The following is a 24,499-nucleotide window of genomic DNA, read 5'->3' on the forward strand; positions in this document are numbered from 1 at the left end:
TTGGAGGTGGTGATAGGGCGCGAGCCACCCGCGCCAGCTCGTGGGTGCGGGAGCACTGTAACCGGCTGGAGCGCTGGAGACGAAGTTCATGTCCCCCATCCCAACAATTGGTCGAGCGCCACCGCACCGAAAAGCACGGTCAGATGGGTGATCGAGAAGGCGAAGTAGCGGATCGAGAGCTTGTTGAGCACGGCCGGGTCCTGCTCACGAACGAGCTGCCACGCCCCTCCCGAGAACGCGGCGCCGATGAGCAACGCCGAGGCGATGTAGACGTAGCCCATGTCGGCCACCGGGATGAGCGCAAGACTGCAGGCCCACACGACGAGCGAATAGACGAGCATCTGCTTGGCAGTCTGCTTGTGCCCGGCCACCACCGGCATCATCGGTACGCCAGCCGCGGCGTAGTCCGACTCGTAGCGGATCGCGAGCGCCCAGAAATGGGGAGGCGTCCAGAAGAAGACGACACCGAAGAGCAGCACGGCGGGCCACCCCACCTGGTTGGTCACCGCCGACCACCCGATCAGGACGGGCGCAGCACCGGCCGCACCACCGATCACGATGTTCTGGGTGGACGTACGCTTCAGCCACAGCGTGTAGATGAACACATAGAAGAGGCACGCCGTGACGGCGAGCACGGCGCTGAGCAGGTTGACGAACCCCCAGAGCCAGATGAACGAGATGATCTCGAGTCCGACGGCGAAGACCAACGCTTCGGTCGGTTGCAGCTCGCCGGTGACGAGCGGTCGGCCCTTCGTGCGTTCCATCTTTGCGTCGATGTCGCGGTCGACGTACATGTTGATGGCGTTCGCCCCGCCGGCGGAGAAGGTCCCGCCGATCACGGTGGCCACCATCAGCCAGATGTCGGGCAGTCCCCGCTGGGCCAGCACCATGGTGGGCACGGTCGACACCAGCAGGAGTTCGATGATGCGCGGCTTCGTCAGCGCGACGAAGGCACGAACCCTGGATTGAGAAGCGACCGTGATCAACACCGTGGGACAGGGTAGCCCTGTGGATGCGTCGCCAGAAAGAAGTTGTGGCGATCAGTGCGAGTTGTCACCAACCAGGGCGCTCGGGCCTCGCGGGCTCGACGCCGCCGGGACCTTGGTCATCTCCGCCTCCTCGGGTCTTCTGCTGCGAGGACCCGTCCAGTACCGTTGCCGCCATGGCCGACGATCAGTTGCGCGCACGCTCCGAGCATGTCTCCACCGGTCGGGGAGGCATCACTCCCGAGCGCTACCAACACGTACTCCTCTTCGCCACCGCCCTCCTCGCGGGCATCGTGCTCACCGGTGCCGCCGTGCGGCTCACCGGCTCCGGCCTCGGGTGTGAGGATTGGCCAACCTGCAGTGAGGACCGGCTCGTCCCGGCCATCGGGTTCCATCCGTGGATCGAATTCGGCAACCGACTCCTCACCGGGGTCGTGAGCTTCGGGGTCGGCGCCGCCGTGCTATTTGCGTACCGACGCACGCCGCGCCGTCGCGACCTGATCCTCTGGGCGTGGGGGCTGGTCGCCGGGGTGGTCGGCCAGATCGTTCTCGGTGGAGCAACCGTCCTGGTCGATCTGCACCCACTCTTCGTCTCGGGCCACTACCTGCTGTCGATCGTCCTGCTGTGGAATGCCATCGTGCTGCTCGACCGCAACCGGTCCGAGCCGGGCCCGGCCCGACCGCTCGTCGACGCCGGGACCGTCACGATCAGCCGTATCGCCGTCTGGTGGTCCGTGGTGGTGCTCATGGTCGGCACCCTCGTCACCGGCACCGGACCGCACAGTGGCGACCCCGAGGTCGACCGGCTCTCGTTCGACCTCGGTTCGATCGTTCGCCTCCACAGTCTGGCGGCCTGGGTCTGTGTTGCCCTCGTCATCACGCTGGTGCTTCGTTTGCAGTCGAGCGGACCGCCGGAGATCTCGAAGCTCGCCAGTCTCTCCCTCGGGGCCCTCATCGCCCAAGGCGCCGTCGGCTATCTCCAATACTTCACCGGCGTTCCCGCTGCGCTGGTCGAACTTCACGTGCTGGGCTCCGTCGTGGTGTTCTCGGCGCTGCTTTGGACGCACCTCTCGCTGTTCACTCATACGACCGACACGATCGATCTGACCGACCTCGACGCCTCCCGCCAGTCGGCCGTTCGATGACCGACAGCTCGCCGCTCGAACTTCTCGACCCCGATGTCGATGAACGTGTCGATGAAGACCGGCCATGGGTCGTCTTGGTGTGGAACGACCCGATCAACCTGATGTCGTATGTCTCGTTCGTCTTCCAGAAGTTGTTCGGCTACTCGAAAGAGAAGGCCGACAAGCTGATGATGGATGTGCACGAGAAAGGGCGCGCCGTCGTGTCGAGTGGGACCCGTTCGGATGCCGAGCGAGACGTCCACCGTCTCCATGGCTACGGTCTGTGGGCCACGCTCCAGCAAGACGATTGAAAGCCGACCATGTTCGAGTTGGTCAAGACCCATCGTGACGGGACGTACTCGATCCTATTTCCCGATCATCTGGTCGAGTTGGTGGTCGGCCTCGCCGGTCAGCTCGACTCGATGCTGGACGACGATCGGCCCGAGCTCACCCGACTCTTCCCGACGGCCTACGCCGACGATGCCGAGCGTGATGCCGGGTACCAGATCCTGGCGCGAGGCGAACTGATCGACCAGCGCCGCGCACACGTCGAACGGGTGGCCGAGACCGCCGGAGCCGATCGAGTCGACGAGGAGACCGTTCTGGCCTGGATGCACGTCATCAACGATCTCCGGCTGGTGCTCGGCACCATGCTCGACGTCAGCGAGGACGAACCCGACGTCGATGACGACGACCCTCGGGCCGACGGCCTCGAGATCTACCACATCCTCGGCGTCCTGCTGGAGTCCATCGTTGGGGCCCTCCATTCCCGCCTGACGGATTGACCGACATCGACGACGCGAAAAAGCACGACCGCCAGGTGGTGGTTCCGCAACGGCGTGCTAGATTGTCCCGGCCCTCACGGGCAAGAGCCTGGTCTCACTGGCCCCCATCGTTCAGCGGCCTAGGACACTGCCCTTTCACGGCAGGAACACGGGTTCGAATCCCGTTGGGGGTGCGCAATACCAGTAGTACGCCACATCACTTTGCCATACGATGTGGAATCCAAGAGGTCCCGTAGTGCAGTCTGGAGTGCACGCCGCCCTGTCAAGGCGGAGGTCGCGAGTTCAAATCTCGTCGGGACCGCTGAAACCCTTCGGGTTTCTTGAAGAAATTCGCTGAGCGAATTTCTTCGATTGCTCAAGCGTGCTGGGCGCTCGGCTCCCGAGCACCCGACACACCAAGCACGGTCGGGTAGCTCAGTTGGCAGAGCGACCGCCTGAAAAGCGGTAGGTCACCGGATCGACGCCGGTCCCGACCACACAGATCAACACGAGTCGACCAGCGCTTCCGGCGCTGGTCGATTTGCGTTGCGGCCCGAGCGCCCTCGTCCTGTCGCTACCCCAATGGCCCAATAGCGACCGCTTCTCATTGGCAAATACGGCCGGATTGGTCAGGCCCAATGACTCATCGTCTCCAGCGGTTCGATCCAAGGTGTTCCCATCGAGCCTTTCATGGTGTTGACTGGATTCATGACACCGCCAATGACTTCCATGTCACAAGAACACAAAGATGCCCTTGCGCAGGGACGAGCAGAAGGGAGAACCGTTCGCAACTACCTCGAAGCGCTCGACACCCATCGTCCCAAACGTGGACGCAAGCGCACGCCCGATTCCATCAAGAATCGGCTCGACGCCATCGCCCGGGATCTCCCCGAGGTCGACCCGCTCAAGCGACTGCAGCTGACGCAGGAGCGCATCGATCTCGAGGAAGAACTCGAGCGGCTCCAGAGCGACAATGACCTCGAGGAACTCGAACGGGCCTTCACCGAGGTGGCGAAGAGCTATGCCGAACGCAAGGGGATCTCCTACAGCGCGTTCCGCGAACTCGGCGTGAGCGCCAAGACCTTGAAAGCCGCCGGGATCGCCCGTTCGAGCTGATCCGAGGTCCGATCGATCGTCGCGACGGGGGCGGGCTGCGGTGGGCCCGCCCTCCTTCGCGCCATCGGTTGCATCATCGGAGAAAACTTCTCAAGCCACCCCCGGACCATGTCGATCGATCGGGTGTCCACCCTCGTCCGTTTGGAGCATCGATCCACATGAATGGCCGCTGCAGCGCTGATCCGCTCGATCATGCCGATGACGTCTGCGAATTCTGCGGTGACGAGTTCTGCCGAAGCTGCCTCATCACGACTCGCGGCGGGAAGGGAAAGCTGATCTGCCGCGAATGTGCGATCAGTAACAGTGGGATCAAAGGGGCGAAAGCGTCGAAACCGCGCGTGTCGAAAGCCCATGTCGAACGGGCCCGGGTTGCGCTCGAAGAGGCCAAATCAACCCGACGAGCAAAGACCTTCCAATTCTTCGACGAAGCGGAGGACTATGTCGAGCGCTCCGCCGAGGTGATCGCGCCGGAGCCGATCGACGAACCAGTCCTCGACGAGGCACGAGCGTCGAAACGCCGCTTCGGGCTGCGGCGCCGCGGCGACGACGATCCCGAACTCGACACCAGCGACGAAACGCTGGCCGAGCAGGAGACAGCGGAACCAGCGCCACGCCCACCATCGGTGCCGACCGGCCGTTCCACCCCCGCGACCACGCTGATCGAGAGCGGCGCACTGGCGAGCGCACCACCCGGAACGCTGCCGGCGTCGCAGCTGTCGCCTGAAGCCAGCTCGCCTCCCGACCCGGGCTGGCCGATCGACGGCGAGGTCACCGGATCGAAGCTGGAGACGGCGCCGTCGACCCAGGCCGACGATGCGGAGCCGACCGAGCACGTGACTCCGGTCGCCCCACCAGCGGACTCATTGGCAGATCGATTCCGAACCCGAACGGCCAACGGGGCGGCAGCGTCGCCCGCCGCTTCGCCGACGACGGGCCAGCATGCGGCGCCGGTCGACCAACCGGCTCCTCCGGCCGCGGCGACAGCGGCCGACGATCTCGACGCCGATCCGTTCGCCCCGACGTGGGATCCGTTCGTCGAGCCCACGCCGACCACGACGCCGCAGGTCGATCTGGCCTTCCCGGCACCATCGGCTGCGCCGAGCAGCAACGATCCGTTCGCCACGCCGGCCACGCCCCTCCTGTGGGATGCCACCACCCCCCGGGCCGCCTCGCCGGCGACCCCGGAACCCATCGGACATGCGCCGGCCGCCACCGATCTCGGGAGCGATCCGTTTGCCATGGGCGACCCTTTCGGCGCTCCGGCCTTCCCAGACTCGACCCCGTCGGCGGCCGGCCCAGCGTCAGCTGCCCCTGCGGCGCCTGGCCCGTCGCACGTCGCCGCTACGACACCCCTTCCGCCACGCCAACGCGCCGCAGACCAGTTCCAGCCTCCGGCTGAGCCCCTGGTGGAGCGGCGGAGCGAGCCGTCGCCGATGGTCGCGCCCAGCCCGTCGCGAGCAACACCGCCCCCGGTCGCCCCACCGTTCGAAGGCCAGGCGCCACCGGTGGTCCCCGCCACACCGAACCCGGTTCCGGCCGCCTCGGCGGTCGGTCCCGTCGCCAATGGCGCCACCGCTCGAGCCGCAGCCGATACCGACGCGAACGGCAATTGGATCCCTCCGCTGCTGCGCGGCATGGCGCCGGTCGAAGAGCGACGAGCTGATCAACTCCCGCGCCGTCGTCAGCGCGACTGACCGTCGACAGAGGACGCCCGGGTCCTCAGCTCCAGTGGAGGTACTGGTCTCGGCCGGGGCCGGTGGAGGCGAGTGAGACCTTGACGCCGACCTGCTCCTCGAGCGCCCGCAGATACGACTGAGCGTGTGCGTGCAGGTCGCCCGGCTCGGTCGCTGCGGTCAGGTCGGTCTTCCAGCCAGGGAAGGTCTCGTAGATCGGCTTCGCCCGGTGCAGGTCGGACTGGTGGTACGGCATCCGCTCGACCCGCTCGCCGTCGATCTCGTAGGCCACGCACATCTTGATCTCGTCGAACGTGTCGAGCACGTCGAGTTTGGTGATCGCCAACTCGGTCAGTCCGTTGACCCGTGCGGCGTGCCGCAGCATCACGGCATCGAACCAGCCGGGCCGGCGGCGACGACCGGTGTTGACGCCGTATTCCCGGCCGATGTCGACGATCTTGTCGCCGGTGTCGTCGAGAAGCTCGGTCGGGAACGGTCCCGAGCCGACGCGGGTGACATACGCCTTCGCGATGCCGACGACCCGAGTGATGTCCTTGGGCCCGATACCGGCGCCGGTGCAGGCACCGCCGGCAATCGGGTTGCTGGAGGTGACGAACGGGTACGTGCCGTGGTCGAGGTCGAGGAAGGTCGCCTGTGCCCCCTCGAACAACACGTGCTGTCCGGCATCGAGTGCGTCGTGGATCAGGTTGACCGAGTCGGCGATGTGCGGCTTGATGCCCTCGAGACACTCCTGGAGCACACGATCGGCCAGCGCGTCGGGATCGACGGGCAGGCGGTTGAAGACCTTCGTGAGGACCTTGTTGGTGTGCGAGAGCGATCCGTGCAGCTTCTCGCGGAAAATGTCTTCGTCGAGGAGGTCTTGCACACGAATTCCGAGGCGCATCGCCTTGTCGGCGTAGGCCGGGCCGATGCCCCGCTTGGTGGTGCCCAGCTTCGCCTTGCCCAAGTGACGCTCGTGCAAAGCGTCGAGCTGCTGGTGATAGGGAAGGATCAGGTGGGCATTGCCCGACACCTGGAGCCGAGAACAGTCGATGCCGCGCCGAGTGAGCATCTCCTTCTCGGCGAGCAGCACGAAGGGGTCGACCACGACACCGTTGCCGATGACGGGGACGATGTGGTCGTAGAGGACGCCGCTCGGAATCAGCTGGATGGCGAACTTCTCATCGCCGACGACGATGGTGTGCCCGGCGTTGTGGCCGCCCTGATAGCGCACCACCATCGCCATTTCCTTGGACAGGAGGTCGGTGAACTTCCCCTTGCCCTCATCGCCCCACTGAGTTCCGACCACGATCGTTGCTGGCACGTTGGACAAGCCTATCGGCGCGCGGGTCCCGGAGCCGCACGAGGGCGGACTCCGGGACGCCGGTGTCAGACGGCAGTGATCGCAAGCTCGTCGTCGACGACATCGACCACGATCTTCGAGCCCTCGTCGAGGCCGCCATCGAGGATCTCCATGGCGATGCGGTCCGCCACCTCCTTCTGGATGACTCGCTTGAGCGGGCGAGCGCCGAAGGCGGGGTCGTAGCCGAGACCGGCCAGCTTCGCGGTGGCAGCGGGCGTGACGTCGAGCCGGACCTTGTGCTGATCGAGACGAGTTTGGAGATGCACCAACTGGATGTCGACGATGTTCGCAAGGTCGGCTTCGGTCAGCGGGCTGAAGCGCACGATGTCATCGACCCGGTTGATGAACTCGGGACGGAAGAAGTCCTTCGGATCACCGGGCAGGTTCGACGTCATGATCAGCGCCACGTTGGTGAAGTCGACCGTGCGGCCCTGGCCGTCGGTGAGACGACCGTCGTCGAGGAGCTGGAGCAGCACGTTGAACACGTCGGGGTGCGCCTTCTCGACCTCGTCGAGCAGCACGACGGCGTACGGCCGGCGCCGCACGGCCTCGGTGAGTTGGCCTCCTTCGTCGTAGCCGACGTAGCCCGGAGGGGCACCGATCAGACGGCTGACCGAGTGCTTCTCCATGTATTCCGACATGTCGATGCGCACCATGGCCCGCTCGTCGTCGAACAAGAAGTCGGCGAGCGATCGGGCGAGCTCGGTCTTGCCGACACCCGTCGGCCCGAGGAACAGGAAGCTGCCGATGGGGCGGTTCGGATCGGAGAGGCCCGCCCGGCTGCGGCGGATGGCTGCCGACACCGAGGCCACGGCCTCGTCCTGCCCGATGACACGCTCGTGGAGCTTGTCCTCCAAACGAAGCAGCTTGCGCGATTCGCTCTCGATCAGCCGGCTCACGGGCACGCCCGTCCACCGGTTCACGACCTCGGCGATGTCTTCCTCGTCGACCTCTTCCTTCAGCATCGTCTGCTCGCTCTGCAACGCCGCGAGTGCTGCCGTCGCCTGTTCGATGTCTCGCTCCACCTGCGGAATTCGTCCGTAGCGAATCTCGGCGGCGCGTTCGAGGTCGGTCTCACGCTCGGCGTCGCGCTTGAGCGCCTCGTGCTCCTCCTTCAGCGAACGGATGGTGGCGATGGCGTCCTTCTCGTTCTGCCAATGCGCCTTCATGGCCTGTGATCGTTCACGCAGATCGGCGAGGTCGTGCTGGATCTCGCTGCGCCGTTCTTCGGATGCCGAGTCGGTCTCCTTGGCCAGCGCCACCTGCTCCATTTCGAGCTGGCGGATCCGACGCTCGACCACGTCGATCTCGGTGGGAAGCGAATCGATCTCGATGCGGAGCTTCGATGCGGCTTCGTCCATGAGGTCGATGGCCTTGTCAGGCAGGAAGCGGCCGGTCAGATACCGATCGGACAGCATGGCCGCCGCAATGATCGCGGCGTCTTGAATGCGGACACCGTGGTGCACCTCGTAGCGCTCCTTGAGGCCACGGAGGATGGCGATCGAGTCCTCGACGGAAGGCTCGCCCACGAACACCTGCTGGAAGCGTCGCTCGAGTGCTGGGTCCTTCTCGATGTACTTGCGGAACTCGTCGAGCGTGGTGGCGCCGACCATCCGGAGCTCGCCCCGGGCCAACATCGGCTTGAGCATGTTGGAGGCATCCATCGCCGAGTCGCCGCCGGCGCCGGCGCCCACGACCGTGTGCATCTCGTCGATGAAGGTGATGACCTCGCCCTCGGCGTCGGTGATCTCCTTGAGCACGGCCTTGAGCCGTTCCTCGAACTCGCCGCGGTACTTTGCCCCGGCGAGCATCGCCGACATGTCGAGCGCGATCACCCGGCGGTTGCGCAAACTCTCCGGCACGTCGCCCTCGATGATGCGCTGGGCGAGCCCCTCGACGATCGCGGTCTTGCCGACGCCGGGTTCACCGATGAGGACCGGGTTGTTCTTGGTCCGCCGGGAGAGGACCTGGATGACCCGACGGATCTCCTCGTCGCGCCCGATGACCGGATCGAGTCGACCCGAGCGGGCATCTTCGGTGAGGTCGCGGCCGTACTGTTCGAGCGCCTGGAACTGCGCTTCGGGATTCTGGTTGGTGACTCGGTGCGAGCCGCGTACCTCCTGGAGCGCGGCCAACAGGACGTCTCGCGACAGGTCGAGGCGGGCGGCGGTGGCGCCGCCGGCGTCGGGGTTGGCCAACGCGAGCAGGAGGTGTTCGGTCGACAGGTAGTCGTCACCCAGTTGGCGACGTACCGAGTCGGCGTCGTCGAACACACGGTTGGTCTGCTTGGAGAAGCGGGCCTCGGAGCCGTACGCCTTGGGGAGCGCAGCCAGCGCAGCTTCGGTGTCGGCCCGGAGCTTGCCAGGCTGACGATCGACCTTGGTCAGGATCGGCAGCACGACACCTTCGGGCTGGCTGAGAAGCAGCGACAGCAGGTGGTCGGGCGTGACTTCGGGATGGGAGTCGTCCTTCGCCCGGCCGATGGCGGCAGTGACGACTTCTTGGGTCTTGATGGTCCAGCGGTTCGGGTCGAGAGCCATGTCTGGCTTCCCTTCTACGAGGAGCCGCTGCTGACGGCTGGCGCTACGTCGACACCAGGTCGGTCACCGACCGAGGCGGTGTTGGCGGAGTCGTCGGTGCTTCAGCGACGGCGCTTTTGGTACAGGGTCACCGCTTGGGTGACGGGGACGAGGTCTCGCCGGTATTGGCGGTGTGCCTCTTGGAGTTGTTGTTCGTTGGCGGCGGCGAGCGACTCGAGTTGCTGGCGGGTTTGGGCCAGCTCCCGTTCGAGTTGCAGTACTCGCTTCACCCCGGCGAGGTTGAGCCCCTCGTCGGTGAGTTCGAGGATCCGACGAAGAAGGTCGATGTCGGCCTCGGAGTAGCGACGACTTCCGCCGTCGGTTCTGGCCGGATTGACCAGACCTTTGCGCTCATAGATGCGGAGCGTCTGAGGGTGGACGCCGGCAAGTTCGGCGGCGACCGAGATGACATAGAGCGCCCGGTACCGATCTCCTCCGGGTCGTTTGGACATGATCAGGCACCTCCCGGTGTCGACTCGAACGAGCCATCACCGGTGTCGGTGTCGCTCGCGGCAGTGGTCCGAGCTCGGCGGGCCAGCGTCTCGATACGGGATCGGGGAGATTCGACGAGTACTCGATCGAGTGCCTCGAGTGCCTCGCGCTGGCGGTCGCTCAGTTTGGTGGGGACGGCTACTTCGACGGTGACCAGGAGATCGCCGACGCCCTTCGAGGTTGCGGCCCCCTTGCCCTTGACCCGGAAGGTCTTGCCAGTGGGCGTGCCCGCCGGGAGCTTCAGGGTGACGGCACCGCCGTCGAGTGTGGGGACCGCCACCTTCGCACCCAACGCCGCTTCGGTGTAGGTGATGGGGACGGTGATCGTGAGGTGGTCGCCACGACGACCGAAGATCTCGTGCTCGGCCACCTTGACCAACACGAAGAGGTCGCCAGCCGGGCCACCGTTGCGGCCGGGGGTGCCCCGACCTTTCAGCTTGATTCGCTGGCCATCCTTCACCCCGGCCGGGATCCGTACCTTGACCTGACGGGGTCGGCGTTCCATGCCACTGCCGTAGCAGCTGGGGCACGGATCCTTGATCACCCGGCCTCGGCCACCGCACGAGGGGCACGGCTGGCTGAAGGAGAACAGGCCCTGGTTGTCGTCGAGCACGCCTCGGCCACCGCATTGGCCACAGGTGCTGGGCACGGTGCCCGGCTTGGCTCCCGAGCCCCGACACGTGCTGCACGGGGCCTCGGACGTGAGGTGGACCGACGTGGTGATGCCGGCGAGAGCATCGTCGAAACTCAGGTGGAGCTCGGCCTCGAGGTCGCCGCCGCGGACCGGGCCGGCGGCCGCTCCCCCACCCGAGGGGCGAGTGCGGTTGCCGAAGAGCCCGCCGAGAAGATCGCCGAGGTCTCCGACGTCGAAGCCTCCGCCGCCCGGTGCTCCTTGTGTGCCGCCGAAACCTCGGCCGAAGCCGCCGGCGGCCGGCCCGAGCCGGCGGAGTTCGTCGTATTCGGCCCGCTTCTTCGGGTCGTTGATGACGTCGTAGGCGGCGGAGATTTCCTTGAACCGTTCCTCGGCCTTGACGTCGCCGGGGTTCTTGTCGGGATGGAACTCACGGGCGAGCTTGCGGTACGCCTTCGTGATCTCCTTCTCGGAGGCATCAGACGACACACCCAGGACCTTGTAGAAGTCCTTTTCGATCCATTCGTGCTGCGGGGGCATCCAACCCTCCTTTCATTTGCACTGTGGTGGCGGGCCGGGGTTCGTTCGAACCCCGGCCCGGAGACGGAATCAGCCTCGGACTTGGACCATGGCAGGGCGGACCGTTCGGCCCTTCCAGCGATAGCCAACCCGGAGAAGTTGGGAGACGAGGGGGCCCGAGTCGTCGTCAGACGGTTCGTGCATCACGGCTTCGTGCTGCTCGGGGTCGAACGGCGTGCCGGATTCCTCGATGCGCTCGAGTCCCTGCTTGGCCAGGATCTCGAGCAGCGAGACGCGTACCGGGGCGACGTCGTCGGCGCCGTTGGCAACGGCTCCGTCGCAGGCGTCGAGGACCGGCAACAGTTCTGCCACCAACCCTTCGTTTGCCCGCTCCCGGGCCTCGAGCTCCCGCTTGGCCACGGCCTTGCGGTAGTTCTCGAACTCGGCCTGGAGCCGCCGGAGCCCGTCGAGGTAGTTGTCGCGCTCGGCGGTCACCGCTTCCAGGTTGGCGACGAGATCTTCGACCGTGATGTCGGCGGTTTCGTCGGACTCCCCGGCCTCGGCATCAGCGGTGCCCTCGACGGTCTCGTCGGTCGCCTCGTCGGCGTCGTGCGAGACCGTCGAGGCGGACGGCTCCGTCGGCGGGGCGGTGGCGTCGGCCGTGAGGTCGTCGTGGGACGGGTCGGTCACGACTCGTCCTCGTCGATGATCTCGGCGTCGACCACCTCGTCGTCGTCGGGAGCTCCGCCGGCAGCGGCATTGGGATCAGCCTCGGCCGCAGCCTGCTCGTAGAGCTTGGTCGACACGGTCTGGCTGGCGGTCATGAGCTTCTCGGTGCCGCTCTTGATGGCATCGATGTCGCTGCCCGCCATGGCGGTCTTCAGCTCGACGAGGGCTTCCTCGACGGCCGACTTCTCGGCGTCGTCGAGCTTGTCACCCTGCTCACGAACGAGCTTCTCGGTCTGGTACACCAGCGAGTCGGCGCCGTTGCGGACCTCGGCCTCTTCGCGGATCTTCTTGTCTTCCTCGGCGTGGGCCTCGGCGTCTTTCACCATCTGCTCGATGTCGTCCTTCGACAGGGTCGACTGGCCGGTGATGGTGATGGACTGTTCCTTGTTGGTGGCCCGATCCTTCGCCGACACGTGGACGATGCCGTTGGCGTCGATGTCGAAGGTGACCTCGATCTGCGGGATCCCACGAGGAGCGGGAGGCAGATCGACCAGCTGGAACTTGCCGAGCGTCTTGTTGGCGCTCGCCATCTCGCGCTCGCCCTGGAGGACGTGGATCTCGACCGACGGCTGGTTGTCGTCGGCGGTCGTGAACGTCTCGGTGCGACGGGTGGGGATGGTGGTGTTGCGCTCGATGAGCTTGTGCATCACTGACCCCTTGGTCTCGATGCCGAGCGACAGCGGTGTGACGTCGAGGAGCAGGATGTCCTTGACGTCGCCCTTGAGCACGCCGGCCTGGACCGCAGCACCGATGGCGACGACCTCGTCGGGGTTGACGGTCTTGTTGGCTTCCTTGCCGGTCATGGTCTCGACCAGCTCGGTGACCGCAGGCATCCGGGTGGAGCCGCCGACCATGACCACGTGGTCGATGTCGGACTGCTTCAGGCCGGCGTCCTTGATGGCCGCCTCGAAGGGCTTCTTCACCCGTTCGAGGAGATCGGCGGTGAGTTCCTGGAACTTCGACCGGCTCAGGGTTTCCTCGAGATGGAGCGGACCCTCGGCCGTGGCGGTGACGAACGGCAGGTTGATCGAGGTCGACTGGGTGGTCGACAGTTCGATCTTGGCCTTCTCGGCCGCTTCCTTGAGCCGCTGCGCCGCCATCTTGTCGGCGGCGAGGTCGACGCCGTGGGCGTTCTTGAACTGGGCGGCTAGCCAGTTGATGATGGCCGCGTCCCAGTCATCGCCACCGAGCTCGGTATCGCCCGAGGTGCTCTTCACCTCGAACACACCGTCGCCGATCTCGAGGACCGAGACGTCGAAGGTGCCGCCCCCGAGGTCGAACACGAGGATGGTCTGATCTTCACCTTCCTTGTCGAGGCCGTAGGCGAGCGCGGCGGCGGTCGGCTCGTTGATGATGCGGAGCACCTCGAGGCCGGCGATCTGGCCGGCTTCCTTGGTGGCGGTGCGCTGGGCGTCGTCGAAGTAGGCGGGCACGGTGATCACGGCCTGGGTGACCGTGTCGCCGAGATAGGCCTCGGCGTCGCGCTTCAGCTTCATCAGCGTGCGAGCGCTGATCTCCTGGGCGGCGTACTTCTTGCCATCGATGTCGGTGCTCCAGTTGGTGCCCATGTGGCGCTTGACGGAGCGGATCGTACGGTCGGGGTTGGTGATGGCCTGACGCTTGGCGACTTCGCCAACGAGGACCTCACCGCCGTCCTTCGAGAAGGCGACGACCGACGGGGTGGTGCGAGCACCTTCGGAATTGGGGATGACCACGGGGTCACCAGCTTCGAGCACGGCGACGACGGAGTTGGTGGTTCCGAGGTCGATGCCAACTGCCTTTGCCATCTTGTCTCTCTTTCTGCGTGGTCCGGCTCGGACCATGGGCTTTGGGGGTTCGTTCGGGGAGGAATGAAGGCCGCCGTGCTGCCACGACGAGCGCTACCCCATCGAGCCTAGCAACCTGACTTCGTCAAGTGTACAAACCTGAGTGCCTGCATATCAACCTTTCTTGTGTGACGGTTGTCAATCTGCCTTTCCCTACCCATCGTCGGTCGGCTTCCGGCCACCATGGGCAGGCAGAACGCGCCTGAGCCCGCGCCGTTCGGCGCGGGCTCAGGCAAGCAGTCGATTGGAGATGTGCCAGGCGAAGGTGCCGCCGACGGATTCAGGACTCGAACGAGATGAGGCTCGGGTCGTAGTCGGCAGGTGCTTCGTAGCCCAGCAGGTTGAACACCGTGGCGGCGACGTTCGACAGCCCGGCATGCTCGGGCTCGGCCATGTGGTACTCGCCGTCGTAGCGAGCATCGTGGATGGCGAACGGCACCGGGCTCAGCGTGTGCGAGGTCTTGGGCGACCGGACGCCACCCGACTCGGTGTACATGATGTCGGCGTTGCCGTGGTCGGCGGTGAAGACGAGCACCCCGCCAAGCTCGTCGATCACTTCCACGAGTTCGGCCAGACAGGCATCGAGCACGACCATGGCCTCGACCGTGGCACCCAGGTCGCCGGTGTGGCCGACCATGTCGCCATTGGGGAAGTTCAGCCGACCGGTGTCGTAGTCGCCACTGCGGAGCAATTCGATGGTGCGATCGGTGATCTCTCGGAGCTTCATCCCGGGAGTGGTGTTGAACTCGACATTGTCGGAGGGGATCTCGATGTAGGTCTCGAGCTCGGGGTCGATGTAGCCCGACTTGTTGCCATTCCAGAAGTAGGTGACGTGCCCGAACTTCTGGGTCTCGGAGATGGCAAAGCTGCGCAGACCAGCGGCACAGAGGAACTCACCCATGGTGCGGTCGATCGTCGGCGGATCGACGAGGTAGTGCTTCGGCACGAGCGCGTCGCCGTCGTATTGGAGCATGCCGGCGAAGAACACCTCGGGGTGCTCACCCCGATCGAACCCGTCGAAGTCCGCCTCTTCGTAGGCCCGTGAGATCTCGATGGCCCGATCGCCGCGGAAGTTGAACAGGACCACGGCGTCGCCGTCGTGCATGATGCCGATGGGTTCGCCGTGGTCGGGGTCGTCGACGATCACGAAACTGTCGAGGTATTGATCACCGGCGTCACTCTCGGCATACATGGTCTCGACGGCCTCGGTGGCCGAGGTGAAGTGGCGACCGACGCCCTGGGTGTGACAGCGATAGCCACGCTCCACCATGGCCCAGTCGGCCTGGTAACGATCCATGGTGATCTTCATGCGACCACCACCCGAAGCGATGCGGTAGTCGGCTCCTGGCTCGTCGGAGCCCTCGGCGGCACGGTGGTGTTCGTTGATCTTCTGCAACACCTGTTCGGTCTGGGCGATGTAGTCGAGCGCCGAGCGGGCCGCCACGTCTCGTCCATCGAGGAGGATGTGGACACGAACCCGCCGCACACCTTCCTCGGCCGCACGCTCGAGCAATTGATAGAGGTGTTCGGTGTTCGCGTGCACCCCGCCATCGGAATGGAGACCGATGAAGTGCAGTGTGTTCGCCCGTCCGTGTTCGATGACCTGCTTCCACACCGGCGTGCGAAAGATCGAGCCGTCGGCCAGTGCCTTGTTCACCAGCTTGGCCCCCTGGGCGAAGATCCGCCCGGCGCCGAGCGCATTGTGACCGACCTCGGAGTTGCCCATGTCGTCGTCGCTGGGCAGCCCAACTGCCGGGCCGTGGGCGAGGAGTGTGGTCGACAGCGGTGAGGTGGTGAGTGCGTCGTAGGTCGGGGTCGGCGCCGTGGTGACGGCGTTGCTCGGACCGGCGGGTGCGACCCCGACGCCGTCAGCGACGACGATCAGGAGCGGGCCAGGTCGATGGGAGAACGTCGACAGCGGCTCGAGCGACAGTGACATTGGTGTTCCTCACCTTCGGTAGCTGGTGGCAAGTGTACGGGCGTCGTCCCGAGAGGATGATTTGCCTCTCACGCCGGGGCGAGCCCTTCACTACCGTGGCGGCCTGTGAATGGGAACGGCAAGCATCAGCGCCACGGGGCTGCCGTGCTGCTCGTGGCCGTTGCGTTGGCCGCCGTCGCCGGAAGTCGGGCGGGTGAGGCGCCGGCCGCCGCCGAGTCGGCGGACACTGCCGTGGTCGAGGCAACCACAAACGACCGCCTCCTCTCGAGCGGGCGCACGTTCCCCGTCGAGCCGAACCTGTCGACCACCTCGTCACCGATCGAGGTGTTGGGCAGCGAACAAGTGGCGACGATCTCGCCCTCGACCACCAGTGCACCGGCAACGGCGCCGTCGACCACCACGACCTCGACGACCGTTCCGCCCACCGCGCCACCCACCACACTGCCACCCACCACACTGCCACCCGCCACACTGCCGCCCACCACACTGCCAGCCACCACGTCGGCACCGGCACCCGCCACGCCGCAGGAGCGGGGTGCCCAGGCACTCGGACGCATCAGCTACGACTGGAACGGGCGCCTGCCCGGCTGGTCGATCACCTTCGCGCCCGGCCGATCCGGTGTATTCGGCTACACCTACGTCGGCGAGCAGCGAATCGAGATCTTCGTTCGGGACTCGATGAGCGACGCCCTCTTGGCGCACGTGATCGCCCACGAGCTCGGACACGCAGTCGACGTCACGCTCAACAACGGCGACGACCGGGCGACGTGGGCTGCGGCCCGCGGGATCGAGGGCGTGCAATGGTGGCCAGGTGACGGCGTCACCGACTTCGCCACCGGCGCCGGCGACTTCGCCGAAGCGTTCGCCGTCTGGCAGGTCGGTGCGGCGAACTACCGCAGTACCGCTGCGGGGGTTCCCACCGCCGAACAGCTTTCGCTCCTCGCCGGACTCGCCAGCTCCTGAACGCCGCTCGCTCGGCCAGCCCATCGCCACGGGCGTGCCGGCGCCACCCAAGAGCGTGCCGACCGCATCGGGCGCCACCACATGGCAACAGAGCGACAAATAGGTCGCTGGCCCAACAATGATGTCGATCCCGGCATTAGGGTCGGGGACCCATGAGGGTGCCTCCCAGCCGGAACTTCCGGACGCTCATCGGCGCATCGGTCGCCTCACAGCTCGGCGACTGGGCGGCGCGCCTCGCGCTTTCCCTGCTCGTCTACGAGCGCACCGGCGACCCCAGCACCGTCGGGTTGGTGGCGACGATCCTCGTGCTCCCCTGGCTCGGGCCCGGTCAGTGGCTCGCCGCGTGGAGTGACCGCCTCGATCGTCGGCGGCTGCTCATGGGTTGCGACATCGTGCGAGGTGCCGTCTTCGTTGCGATCGGCTTCGTCAACCTGCCCCTCCCTGTCCTGCTCCCAATGATCGCGCTCGCCGCCACCATCGATCCTGTTTTCGAAGCGAACCGCTCGGCCCTGATCGTCGACATCGTCCCCGAGGACGACTACCCGGCGGCCATCCAGGTCGCCGGGGCCATCAATCAGGCGTCACAGCTCATCGGATTCTCGCTCGGCGGCGTGCTGAGCGCCTTGCTCAGCCCGTCCGGTGCTCTGGCGCTCAACGGTGCGTCATTCCTGCTGTCCGCCCTCTTGATCAGCCACATCCGAGTGACGTCGACAACCGATCGATCGACCACTTCCCCCAGCCTCTCGCAGGCCTACCGGTTCCTTGCCGATGATCCGCTGTCGCGCACGGCCGTCATCGTCACCTTCCTGACGGTCGCCGCCGCGATGGCGGTGGAGAGCCAGGCGGTGGTGTACGGCAGTGCCGTGGTGGGACTCGACGATGTCGGCACCGGTCTGCTGGCCGCCATCGTCCCAGCAGCGACGTTGCTGTCGATCATGGATCTGCGAACCGACGGCGACGATCGCGAGGTGCTCGAGCAGGGCCTCTTCCTCGCTGTTGCCGCCGCCATTCCTGCAGCGATCCTCCTGGGCGGCGGCTTCAACCGGGCCAGCGCCTTCGTCGGCTATGCCGCCGTCGGCTTGATCTTCACCTTCTCGACGGCGGCCAACATCGCCGTTGGACGCCGAATACCGGCCGAGAGCCGAGCTGGCACCTTCGGCGTTCTCCAGGCGATGGTCTTCCTGGCTACGAGCCTCGGCGCCGCTCTGGGCGGCGTCGGCGCCGATCTCGTCGGGTCCAAGCAAGCGGCAGCGATTGCGATGCTCGTGACCGCGGCGTCGTCGCTCGCCGGGGTCACGCTCCTTCGCAGCCGAAAGGTCAGCGAGCACGAATGGTCTCACCTGGTCTGACATGCCTCGGTGCGGGGGCGGACACCGTCTGGCCTCCACCCCCGCAAGGTCGGTCATGACCAGGAAGATCCTTCGTACATACTCGCCTCCTTTCCACACGCTTAGACAAGTGGCGACAAGCTAGGCCATACGACCTAGGACGACAAGGGCGGCCCACCACCCCCACGACTGTCGCCGACCGACATCTTCCCTGGTCAGAGGGCAGGTCCGAAGCTTCGAAAAAAGCAGAAGAGCGGGGCCGGATGGCCCCGCTCTCTCGCTGCTACGTCGGTTGTCTCACCTCATCGTTCACCGACGAGGTGGTTGGCCGGGTGGATCAGACGGCGTCGACGTTGAGTTCGCCGGTACGGATGCGAATCAGGGTGTCGACCGGGGTGACCCAGATCTTGCCGTCGCCGATCTTGCCGGTCGAAGCCGACGCCGTGATGGCCTCGGTCACCTTGGCCACATCGGGCGAGTCGACGACGATCTCGAGCTTCACCTTCGGCACGAAGTCGACCTGATACTCGGCGCCGCGGTAGGTCTCGGTGTGGCCGCCCTGCCGACCGAAGCCCTTGACCTCGGTGGCGGTCATGCCGGAGATGCCGATGCCCCGTAGAGCCTCCTTCACCTCGTCGAGCATGTGCGGTTTGATGACTGCAGTAATGAGTTGCATGTGGATCTCTCTTTCTAGGCCGTAACCGACATCTCAGGACCGTAGCCCGGAGCACCATGTTCGAGGACGTCCAAGCCCTCGATCTCCTCTTCGGCGGTGACCCGAAGGCCCATCGTTGCCTTGATGGCGGCGAAGAGGATGCCCGAGGTCACGAGGACCCACGCAGCGACGATGAGCACACCCAGCAGCTGAACGATGAGCTGATTGATGCCGCCACCGTAGAAGAGGCCGGACGAGGTGTACTCGGTGCCGTCCGCCAGCGGGTACGCCGCATCGACGAAGGCATCGCCATGGTGAGCGAAGAGGCCGACGGCCAGGGTGCCCCACACGCCGCAGACACCGTGCACCGAAACGGCACCGACCGGATCGTCGATCTTGAGCTTGGTGTCGATGAACAGGACCGAGAGGACCACGATGATGCCACCGAGGAAGCCGGTGATCACGGCGCCGAGTGGGGTGAGCGTGCCACAGCCGGCGGTGATCGAGACGAGGCCGGCGAGCAGGCCATTGCCGGCCATGCCGACGTCGGGCTTGCCCGACTTGAAGGTGATGGTCAGCACGGCGCCGACGGCACCGGCGGCCGCAGCCAGACCGGTGGTGACGGCGATGTCCGGCACGGCCAGGTCGGCCGCCAGTTCCGAACCAGGATTGAAGCCGAACCAGCCGATGAAGAGGATGAAGCAACCGGTGATGACGAGCGGCATCGAGTGACCGATGATCGGGCGGACCGAGCCGTCAGGGCCGTACTTGCCGATGCGTGGGCCGAGGAAGATGGCGCCCATGAGGGCCGCCCAGCCGCCGGCGGAGTGCACGATGGTCGAGCCGGCGAAGTCACCGAACTTGGCATTGCCGACGGTGAGGTCGGCAATGATGCCGCCACCCCAGAAGAAATGGACGACCACCGGATAGATGAAGGCGGTCATCACCAGGCTGAAGACGGCGTAGCTGTAGAACTTCGTCCGTTCCGCCATGGCGCCCGAGGCGATGGTGGCAGCGGCGCCGGCGAAGGCGACCTGGAAGATGAAGTTCGTACCGAGCGTCAGCCCACCTTCGTAGACCGAGTCGTCCTGGAGGAAGAACAGATCGGTACCGATGAAGCCACCGGCGTCGGACCCGTAGGCGAAGGCATAGCCGACCGCCCAGAAGGCGATGAAGGCGATGGCCATGTCCATCAGGTTCTTCATCATGATGTTGGCGACGTTCTTCGCCCGGGTGAGGCCGGCTTCGACCAGGGCGAAGCCCGCCTGCATGAACAGCACGAGGACGGCGGCAATCACCAAGAAGGTGTTGTCGAGGAAGTCACCGATCGTCGGTTCGTACGCATCTTGAGCGATGGCAGGGTTTGCGATCAGCAATGACCCCAACATCGCTACGAGGCTTGCGGCTACAACTTTTCGTCTCAATGGTTTCTCCACTTCATTTTGGTTCGACCCGATGTGGTGGTTTCCCGCCGAGCGGGTCGACCCCCGGTTGACATCCGGTGCTGTCTTGCTTGCTTTGATCGCTCTTGGCGAGGTGTTGCGTTCGACGTTACGGATGACGGATTTCTGAAAGATTCGCCTTGCGTTACGTCCAGGCGACACCGAACTTTCACGTTTCTGACGTCTCTGCTGCGCGCAGTGCGGTCAACCCTCCAACACGTACCCCCTCGACCGGACCGTGCGAATCGACAAGCCGATGGGCTCCAAGCGGCGACGAAGCCGAAGGATGTGCACGTCGAGCACGTTCCGATTCGGCGCCTCGCCGGGCCAACCCGCCTTCACGAGCGCCTCACGCCCGACGACCGTGCCGAGCTTGTGCATGAGCGCCGTCACGAGTCGACCCTCGATGGTCGGGAGCGCAACCCAGGCGTCGCCGTGATGCAGGAGGCCGTCGTCGTCGAGTCGGAGCGGTGCTCGCTCGTTGAGACCGGCTCGGAGGGTGAGCCCCTCGATGCGAGCACGCATGTCGTGCTCGTCGGCGGGCAGCCGGATCCAGTCCTCGAGCGCATCCGATGCGATCGGCGCCGGCGCCTCGGCTTTCACGAGCAGGAGCCGCGCCCGGCCACGTTCACGAAGGTCGAGCCTTCGCTGTTCCTCTTCTGGCCAACTGACCAATGCCACGTCCATGGACCGACCGTACGAAGCGAAGGTTTCGCCGTTGTTTCGTCAACATGAAGGCGACGAAACCACTCGGACGGAGCCCAAGTCGTCTCGGCCCGCTCGCCGCCGAGCCGGCCCGGCGCGCGATCTCAGCGGATCCGATGACGGGAATTGCCGCTCGCAGCTACTCGCCTTGCCCCGCGAACCACTACCGTCTACGGCGTTATGGATGCACCTCTGAGTGAAGAACTTCAAACCGAAACGCCCAGCGGCGGTGCGCCTCGCGCCCGCATGGTGTGGCTCGGCGCCGGGATCCTGATCGCCACGGTCACCGCCCTGTCGGGGATCGCCGCAACGGTCTTCCAATTCCACGACGAATCGGAGATCCAGCGAGAGGTCTTCCTGAACGTCCCCGGGCCGCTGAAGCTGGCGTTCTACACCGTCATTCCGGTGATGCTGCTGTGGTCGACACTGCAGTTGAGCTACCGGGTGAAAAACTGGGAGCGCGGCGCACCCGACAATCGGGCGACGACGCCGAAGAACATCAAGCGCCGCCTCGGTGACTTCCGAGCCGGCATCTACATGCAGACGCTGATGCGCGAGCCGGGGGCCGGCATCATGCACAGCCTCATCTATTTCAACTTCCTCATCCTGCTGGCCGTGACCACGGTGCTCGAGATCAACCACCAGGTTCCCGAGAGCATGAAGTTCCTCCACGGCGACGTCTACAAGGCGTATGCGCTCATCGCCGACGTCGCCGGCGCCGGCTTCGTGCTCGGCATGGTGATCGCGATCGTGCGCCGGTATGGCCCTCGGAAGTGGCGGCCGTATCGCATCGCTGTCAAGACCCGTCCCGAGCACCTGCTGATCAACGGCACCCTGCTCGCCATCGGCGTCACCGGCTTCGGCGCCGAGGCCTTCCGCATCGCTCTCCAGGATCAGCCAGAGTTCGAGAAGTGGAGCATCATCGGCTATCCGCTCTCGCTCGCGGTCGAACCGCTCGGCAACCTCGCCGGCTGGCACCAGGGCTGGTGGATCGCCCACGTGATCAGCTTCGTGGTCTTCCTCGCCATCATCCCCGGCACGATGCTGCGACACATGTTCACCTCGCCGCTGAACATGTACCTGCGCGACCGCGAGCGCCCGAAGGGTGCCATGAAGGCCATGCCCGACCTCGAGAACACGAGCCTCGAGACCTTCGGCGCCTCCACCATCGGCAGCTTCACCTGGAAGCAGCTGCTCGACACCGACGCCTGCACCATGTGCGGCCGTTGCACGTCGGTGTGCCCGGCCAATGCCACCGGCAAGCCGCTCGATCCTCGCGAGATCGTGCTCAAGACCGGCGAGGTCATGGCTCGCACCGGCAATCCCGCCGTGTCGCCCCCGATCGGGGTCGATGCCGAGATCGAGGTCAAGGCCGACTGGATCTTCGAACGGGTCACCACCGAAGAGGTGTGGTCCTGCACCAGCTGCAAGGCGTGCGACGAGATCTGTCCGGTCAACATCGAGATCCTCGACAAGATCCTCGACATGCGCCGCTATCTCACCTTGATGGAGTCCGACTTCCCCACCGAGCTGGGTTCGGCGTTCCGTTCGATGGAGAACTCGAACAACCCGTGGGGCATCAGCCAGAGCACCCGGGCCGACTGGGCGAAGAACCTCGACATCCCGATCGTCGACGGCACCGAGATCCTCCAGCACGAGTACCTCTATTGGGTTGGCTGCGCCGGCAGCTTCGACGACAAGAACCAGAAGGTCACCCAGGCCATGTCGAAGCTGCTCGACCGCTCGGGCATCGACTACGCCATCCTCGGCCCGTCCGAGCTCTGCACCGGCGATCCTGCTCGCCGCTCGGGCAACGAGTACATCTTCCAGATGTTGGCCAAGCAGAACATCGAGACGCTCGACACCATGGGCGTGAAGAAGATCATCACGCAGTGCCCGCACTGCTTCAACACGTTGCAGAACGAGTACCCGCAGCTCGGCGGCAACTACGAGGTCGTCCACCACAGCCAGTTCCTCGAATGGCTGATCGATCAGGGCAAGCTCGACGTCGACTCGGCCACCCTCGAGGAGCGCATCGTCTACCACGACAGCTGCTACCTCGGTCGCCACAACGACGTGTACCTGGCCCCCCGCAACGTCATCGGCTCACTCAAGGGTGTCCAGATCGTCGAGGCCGGGCGCAACGGCACCAAGGGCATGTGCTGCGGCGCCGGCGGTGCCCGCATGTGGATGGAGGAGACCATCGGCACCAAGGTCAACGACGAGCGCTCACGTGAGCTGATCGCGACCGGCGCCAGCCGCGTCGCCACGGCCTGTCCGTTCTGCTACGTGATGATGGACGACGGTGTGAAGGGGCACGGTGCCGACGAAGAGCAGATCCGCGTCGCCGACATCGCCATGCACGTCCTCGAGGCCATCGAGAACGGTGAGGCAATCGAAGCGGCCGAAGCGGACACGCGGCGGGCCAGCATCACCGCCGAAGTCATCGCCGACTGACCCCAGCGGCGGCGATCGCCACCGACAGAAATCTGAAAGAAATTCGAATTTCGCCCTGCCTTCGCCGGCAGGGCGAAATCGTTTTTGTCGACACTTTTCCCTGGTCAACTCATTGCTTGTGGTCGCACCAACACGATGGGCGTTGAATGTACTTGCAAGACCGATGCAGAAGCCGCATACTGGCGAATCTGTTCCCGGGGGCGGGCACGCCAAGAAAGCGCCGCGCCATGACGAATCTGATGACCCCGAGCACCACCTCCGAGGTCGATCGATCACCCCTCACACCTTTCGGCCTCGGGGTCGGTGCGCAGCTCGACACGGCGATCGATTCGACGGCGCCCACACCCTCGGCCCTCGCCTCGCTTCGATCCCTCGGTGTGGTGCGCTACCGCGTGAATGTGTCGTGGCGGAGTGTCGCACCGGCGGCCGAGATCATCGACCACCGAGTGCTCGACCAGCTGGCGGACACCATCGAATTGGTGCTCGACGCCGGACTCGAGCCGCTCGTTGCCCTGGACAATGGCGCGGTCCCTCGCCACCTCGAGGCCGATGGCGGTTGGCGCAATCAGGCCACTGCGGCCGCGTACGGTGACTTCGTCGGAGCCGTCGGCGCCCGTCTCGGCGACATGGTCGAGGAGTGGATCACGCTCGCCGACCCCCAGCCGGCTCGGTTCGACGCCTCGGTTCTCACGGTCTTGGCACGAGCCCAGGTCATCAGCACCAACATCCTTCGAGCCCACGTGCCGCACGCTCGGCTCGGTGCGTCGGTCGACATCACCCAGCTCACTCCGGGCCCGACCGGTCGCGCGTGGGTGCATCACCTGGCCTCGGCGTCGGCCCGCACGTCGTTCGTTGCGCTCAACATCGACCAACTCGGCACTCGCGCGCCGGCCGAGGTCGCCGACGCCGTACGCGAACTCGATGGCCTCCTGCCCGGCAGATCGTTCCTCCTGACCGAGACCCACGTCCCCGTTGGTTCCGAGCGACTCCCGAACCGGCTCATCGACATCGAGTATCCCGATCGGTACGACGTCGTGGCCGGATTCTTCGACGAGATCCGCCGTTTGCGGGCAGATCAGATCAACGTGAACGGCACGTTCGCGTGGCCATTCACCGGGTCGAGTGCCGCCGTCGAGGGCATCGGCGAGTCGAGCATCGAGGCCTACCACCGCATCTCGATGGCCGGGATCAACTGAGGTTCGCTCGAC

Annotated in this window: 20 protein-coding genes and 3 tRNA genes; 12 read left to right on the plus strand and 11 right to left on the minus strand. The window is 65.6% G+C overall.

The features are described 5' to 3' along the window. Positions 1-86 precede the first annotated feature (86 nt). On the minus strand, positions 87-989 hold the full coding sequence (locus R2733_08580; GenBank protein ID MEZ5376557.1) for a heme o synthase: 903 nt from the start codon (positions 987-989) through the stop codon (positions 87-89). A gap of 173 nt (positions 990-1,162) precedes the next feature. Here R2733_08580 and R2733_08585 point away from each other — a divergent pair, with 173 nt between their 5' ends. From R2733_08585 to R2733_08620, 8 genes are all read left to right on the plus strand, one after another. Beyond that, positions 1,163-2,131 carry a COX15/CtaA family protein gene (locus R2733_08585; GenBank protein ID MEZ5376558.1) on the plus strand — a complete coding sequence of 323 codons (969 nt, stop codon included), beginning with the start codon at positions 1,163-1,165 and terminating at the stop codon, positions 2,129-2,131. After that, entirely contained in the window at positions 2,128-2,421 is a 294-nt protein-coding gene (gene clpS, locus R2733_08590) for an ATP-dependent Clp protease adapter ClpS (protein ID MEZ5376559.1), read from the plus strand. Before R2733_08585 ends, clpS begins: the two co-directional genes overlap by 4 nt. Positions 2,422-2,430: 9 nt before the next feature. Next, the gene (locus R2733_08595; GenBank protein MEZ5376560.1) at positions 2,431-2,895 is read left to right on the plus strand and encodes a DUF2017 family protein; all 465 of its coding nucleotides are present in this window, start codon (positions 2,431-2,433) and stop codon (positions 2,893-2,895) included. A gap of 100 nt (positions 2,896-2,995) precedes the next feature. Next, positions 2,996-3,068: transfer RNA gene (locus R2733_08600), tRNA-Glu, on the plus strand. Between the two features lie 53 nt (positions 3,069-3,121). Then, a tRNA-Asp gene (locus tag R2733_08605) sits at positions 3,122-3,196 on the plus strand. A gap of 102 nt (positions 3,197-3,298) precedes the next feature. Continuing rightward, positions 3,299-3,371: transfer RNA gene (locus R2733_08610), tRNA-Phe, on the plus strand. Between the two features lie 232 nt (positions 3,372-3,603). After that, on the plus strand, positions 3,604-3,990 hold the full coding sequence (locus R2733_08615; protein MEZ5376561.1) for a hypothetical protein: 387 nt from the start codon (positions 3,604-3,606) through the stop codon (positions 3,988-3,990). Positions 3,991-4,328: 338 nt separating this feature from the next. Beyond that, the gene (locus tag R2733_08620) at positions 4,329-5,684 is read left to right on the plus strand and encodes a hypothetical protein (GenBank protein ID MEZ5376562.1); all 1,356 of its coding nucleotides are present in this window, start codon (positions 4,329-4,331) and stop codon (positions 5,682-5,684) included. 25 nt (positions 5,685-5,709) lie between these two features. Here the strand turns inward: R2733_08620 and R2733_08625 are convergent, their stop codons facing one another. The 7 genes from R2733_08625 to gpmI form a co-directional block, all read right to left on the minus strand. After that, positions 5,710-6,987, minus strand: coding sequence for an adenylosuccinate synthase (locus tag R2733_08625; protein ID MEZ5376563.1), 1,278 nt, complete (start codon positions 6,985-6,987; stop codon positions 5,710-5,712). Between the two features lie 65 nt (positions 6,988-7,052). Next, on the minus strand, positions 7,053-9,566 hold the full coding sequence (locus R2733_08630; protein ID MEZ5376564.1) for an AAA family ATPase: 2,514 nt from the start codon (positions 9,564-9,566) through the stop codon (positions 7,053-7,055). A gap of 101 nt (positions 9,567-9,667) precedes the next feature. After that, positions 9,668-10,057, minus strand: a complete 390-nt coding sequence (locus R2733_08635) for a MerR family transcriptional regulator (protein MEZ5376565.1) — start codon at positions 10,055-10,057, stop codon at positions 9,668-9,670. Between the two features lie 2 nt (positions 10,058-10,059). Continuing rightward, the gene (dnaJ, locus tag R2733_08640) at positions 10,060-11,268 is read right to left on the minus strand and encodes a molecular chaperone DnaJ (GenBank protein MEZ5376566.1); all 1,209 of its coding nucleotides are present in this window, start codon (positions 11,266-11,268) and stop codon (positions 10,060-10,062) included. A 69-nt stretch (positions 11,269-11,337) separates the two neighbouring features. Continuing rightward, entirely contained in the window at positions 11,338-11,937 is a 600-nt protein-coding gene (locus tag R2733_08645) for a nucleotide exchange factor GrpE (protein ID MEZ5376567.1), read from the minus strand. Continuing rightward, positions 11,934-13,763 carry a molecular chaperone DnaK gene (dnaK, locus tag R2733_08650; protein MEZ5376568.1) on the minus strand — a complete coding sequence of 610 codons (1,830 nt, stop codon included), beginning with the start codon at positions 13,761-13,763 and terminating at the stop codon, positions 11,934-11,936. The genes R2733_08645 and dnaK overlap by 4 nt, the downstream gene beginning before the upstream one ends. A 319-nt stretch (positions 13,764-14,082) precedes the next feature. Further along, positions 14,083-15,741: a 2,3-bisphosphoglycerate-independent phosphoglycerate mutase gene (gene gpmI / locus R2733_08655; GenBank protein ID MEZ5376569.1), complete on the minus strand. Its 1,659-nt coding sequence runs from the start codon at positions 15,739-15,741 to the stop codon at positions 14,083-14,085. Positions 15,742-15,846: 105 nt separating this feature from the next. Between gpmI and R2733_08660 the strand changes: the two genes are divergently transcribed. Together R2733_08660 and R2733_08665 are read left to right on the plus strand one after the other, a co-directional pair. Beyond that, complete coding sequence (locus R2733_08660) at positions 15,847-16,704, plus strand: hypothetical protein (GenBank protein ID MEZ5376570.1); 858 nt, start codon at positions 15,847-15,849, stop codon at positions 16,702-16,704. 152 nt (positions 16,705-16,856) lie between these two features. Continuing rightward, positions 16,857-18,053 carry an MFS transporter gene (locus R2733_08665; GenBank protein MEZ5376571.1) on the plus strand — a complete coding sequence of 399 codons (1,197 nt, stop codon included), beginning with the start codon at positions 16,857-16,859 and terminating at the stop codon, positions 18,051-18,053. A 316-nt stretch (positions 18,054-18,369) separates the two neighbouring features. Here R2733_08665 and R2733_08670 read toward each other — a convergent pair whose 3' ends face one another. The 3 genes from R2733_08670 to R2733_08680 form a co-directional block, all read right to left on the minus strand. Then, entirely contained in the window at positions 18,370-18,708 is a 339-nt protein-coding gene (locus tag R2733_08670; protein MEZ5376572.1) for a P-II family nitrogen regulator, read from the minus strand. A 14-nt stretch (positions 18,709-18,722) separates the two neighbouring features. Beyond that, positions 18,723-20,075 (minus strand): ammonium transporter, encoded by a 1,353-nt coding sequence (gene amt / locus R2733_08675; GenBank protein ID MEZ5376573.1) that lies wholly within the window; start codon positions 20,073-20,075, stop codon positions 18,723-18,725. 258 nt (positions 20,076-20,333) lie between these two features. Continuing rightward, complete coding sequence (locus R2733_08680) at positions 20,334-20,816, minus strand: helix-turn-helix domain-containing protein (GenBank protein MEZ5376574.1); 483 nt, start codon at positions 20,814-20,816, stop codon at positions 20,334-20,336. Positions 20,817-21,014: 198 nt separating this feature from the next. Here R2733_08680 and R2733_08685 point away from each other — a divergent pair, with 198 nt between their 5' ends. Both R2733_08685 and R2733_08690 read left to right on the plus strand, forming a co-directional pair. Beyond that, the gene (locus tag R2733_08685) at positions 21,015-23,291 is read left to right on the plus strand and encodes a heterodisulfide reductase-related iron-sulfur binding cluster (protein ID MEZ5376575.1); all 2,277 of its coding nucleotides are present in this window, start codon (positions 21,015-21,017) and stop codon (positions 23,289-23,291) included. 227 nt (positions 23,292-23,518) lie between these two features. Then, complete coding sequence (locus R2733_08690; GenBank protein ID MEZ5376576.1) at positions 23,519-24,487, plus strand: family 1 glycosylhydrolase; 969 nt, start codon at positions 23,519-23,521, stop codon at positions 24,485-24,487. The last annotated feature ends 12 nt before the right edge of the window (positions 24,488-24,499 follow it).

It is taken from the genome of Acidimicrobiales bacterium, from assembly GCA_041394265.1.
Taxonomy (GTDB): domain Bacteria; phylum Actinomycetota; class Acidimicrobiia; order Acidimicrobiales; family SZUA-35; genus JBBQUN01.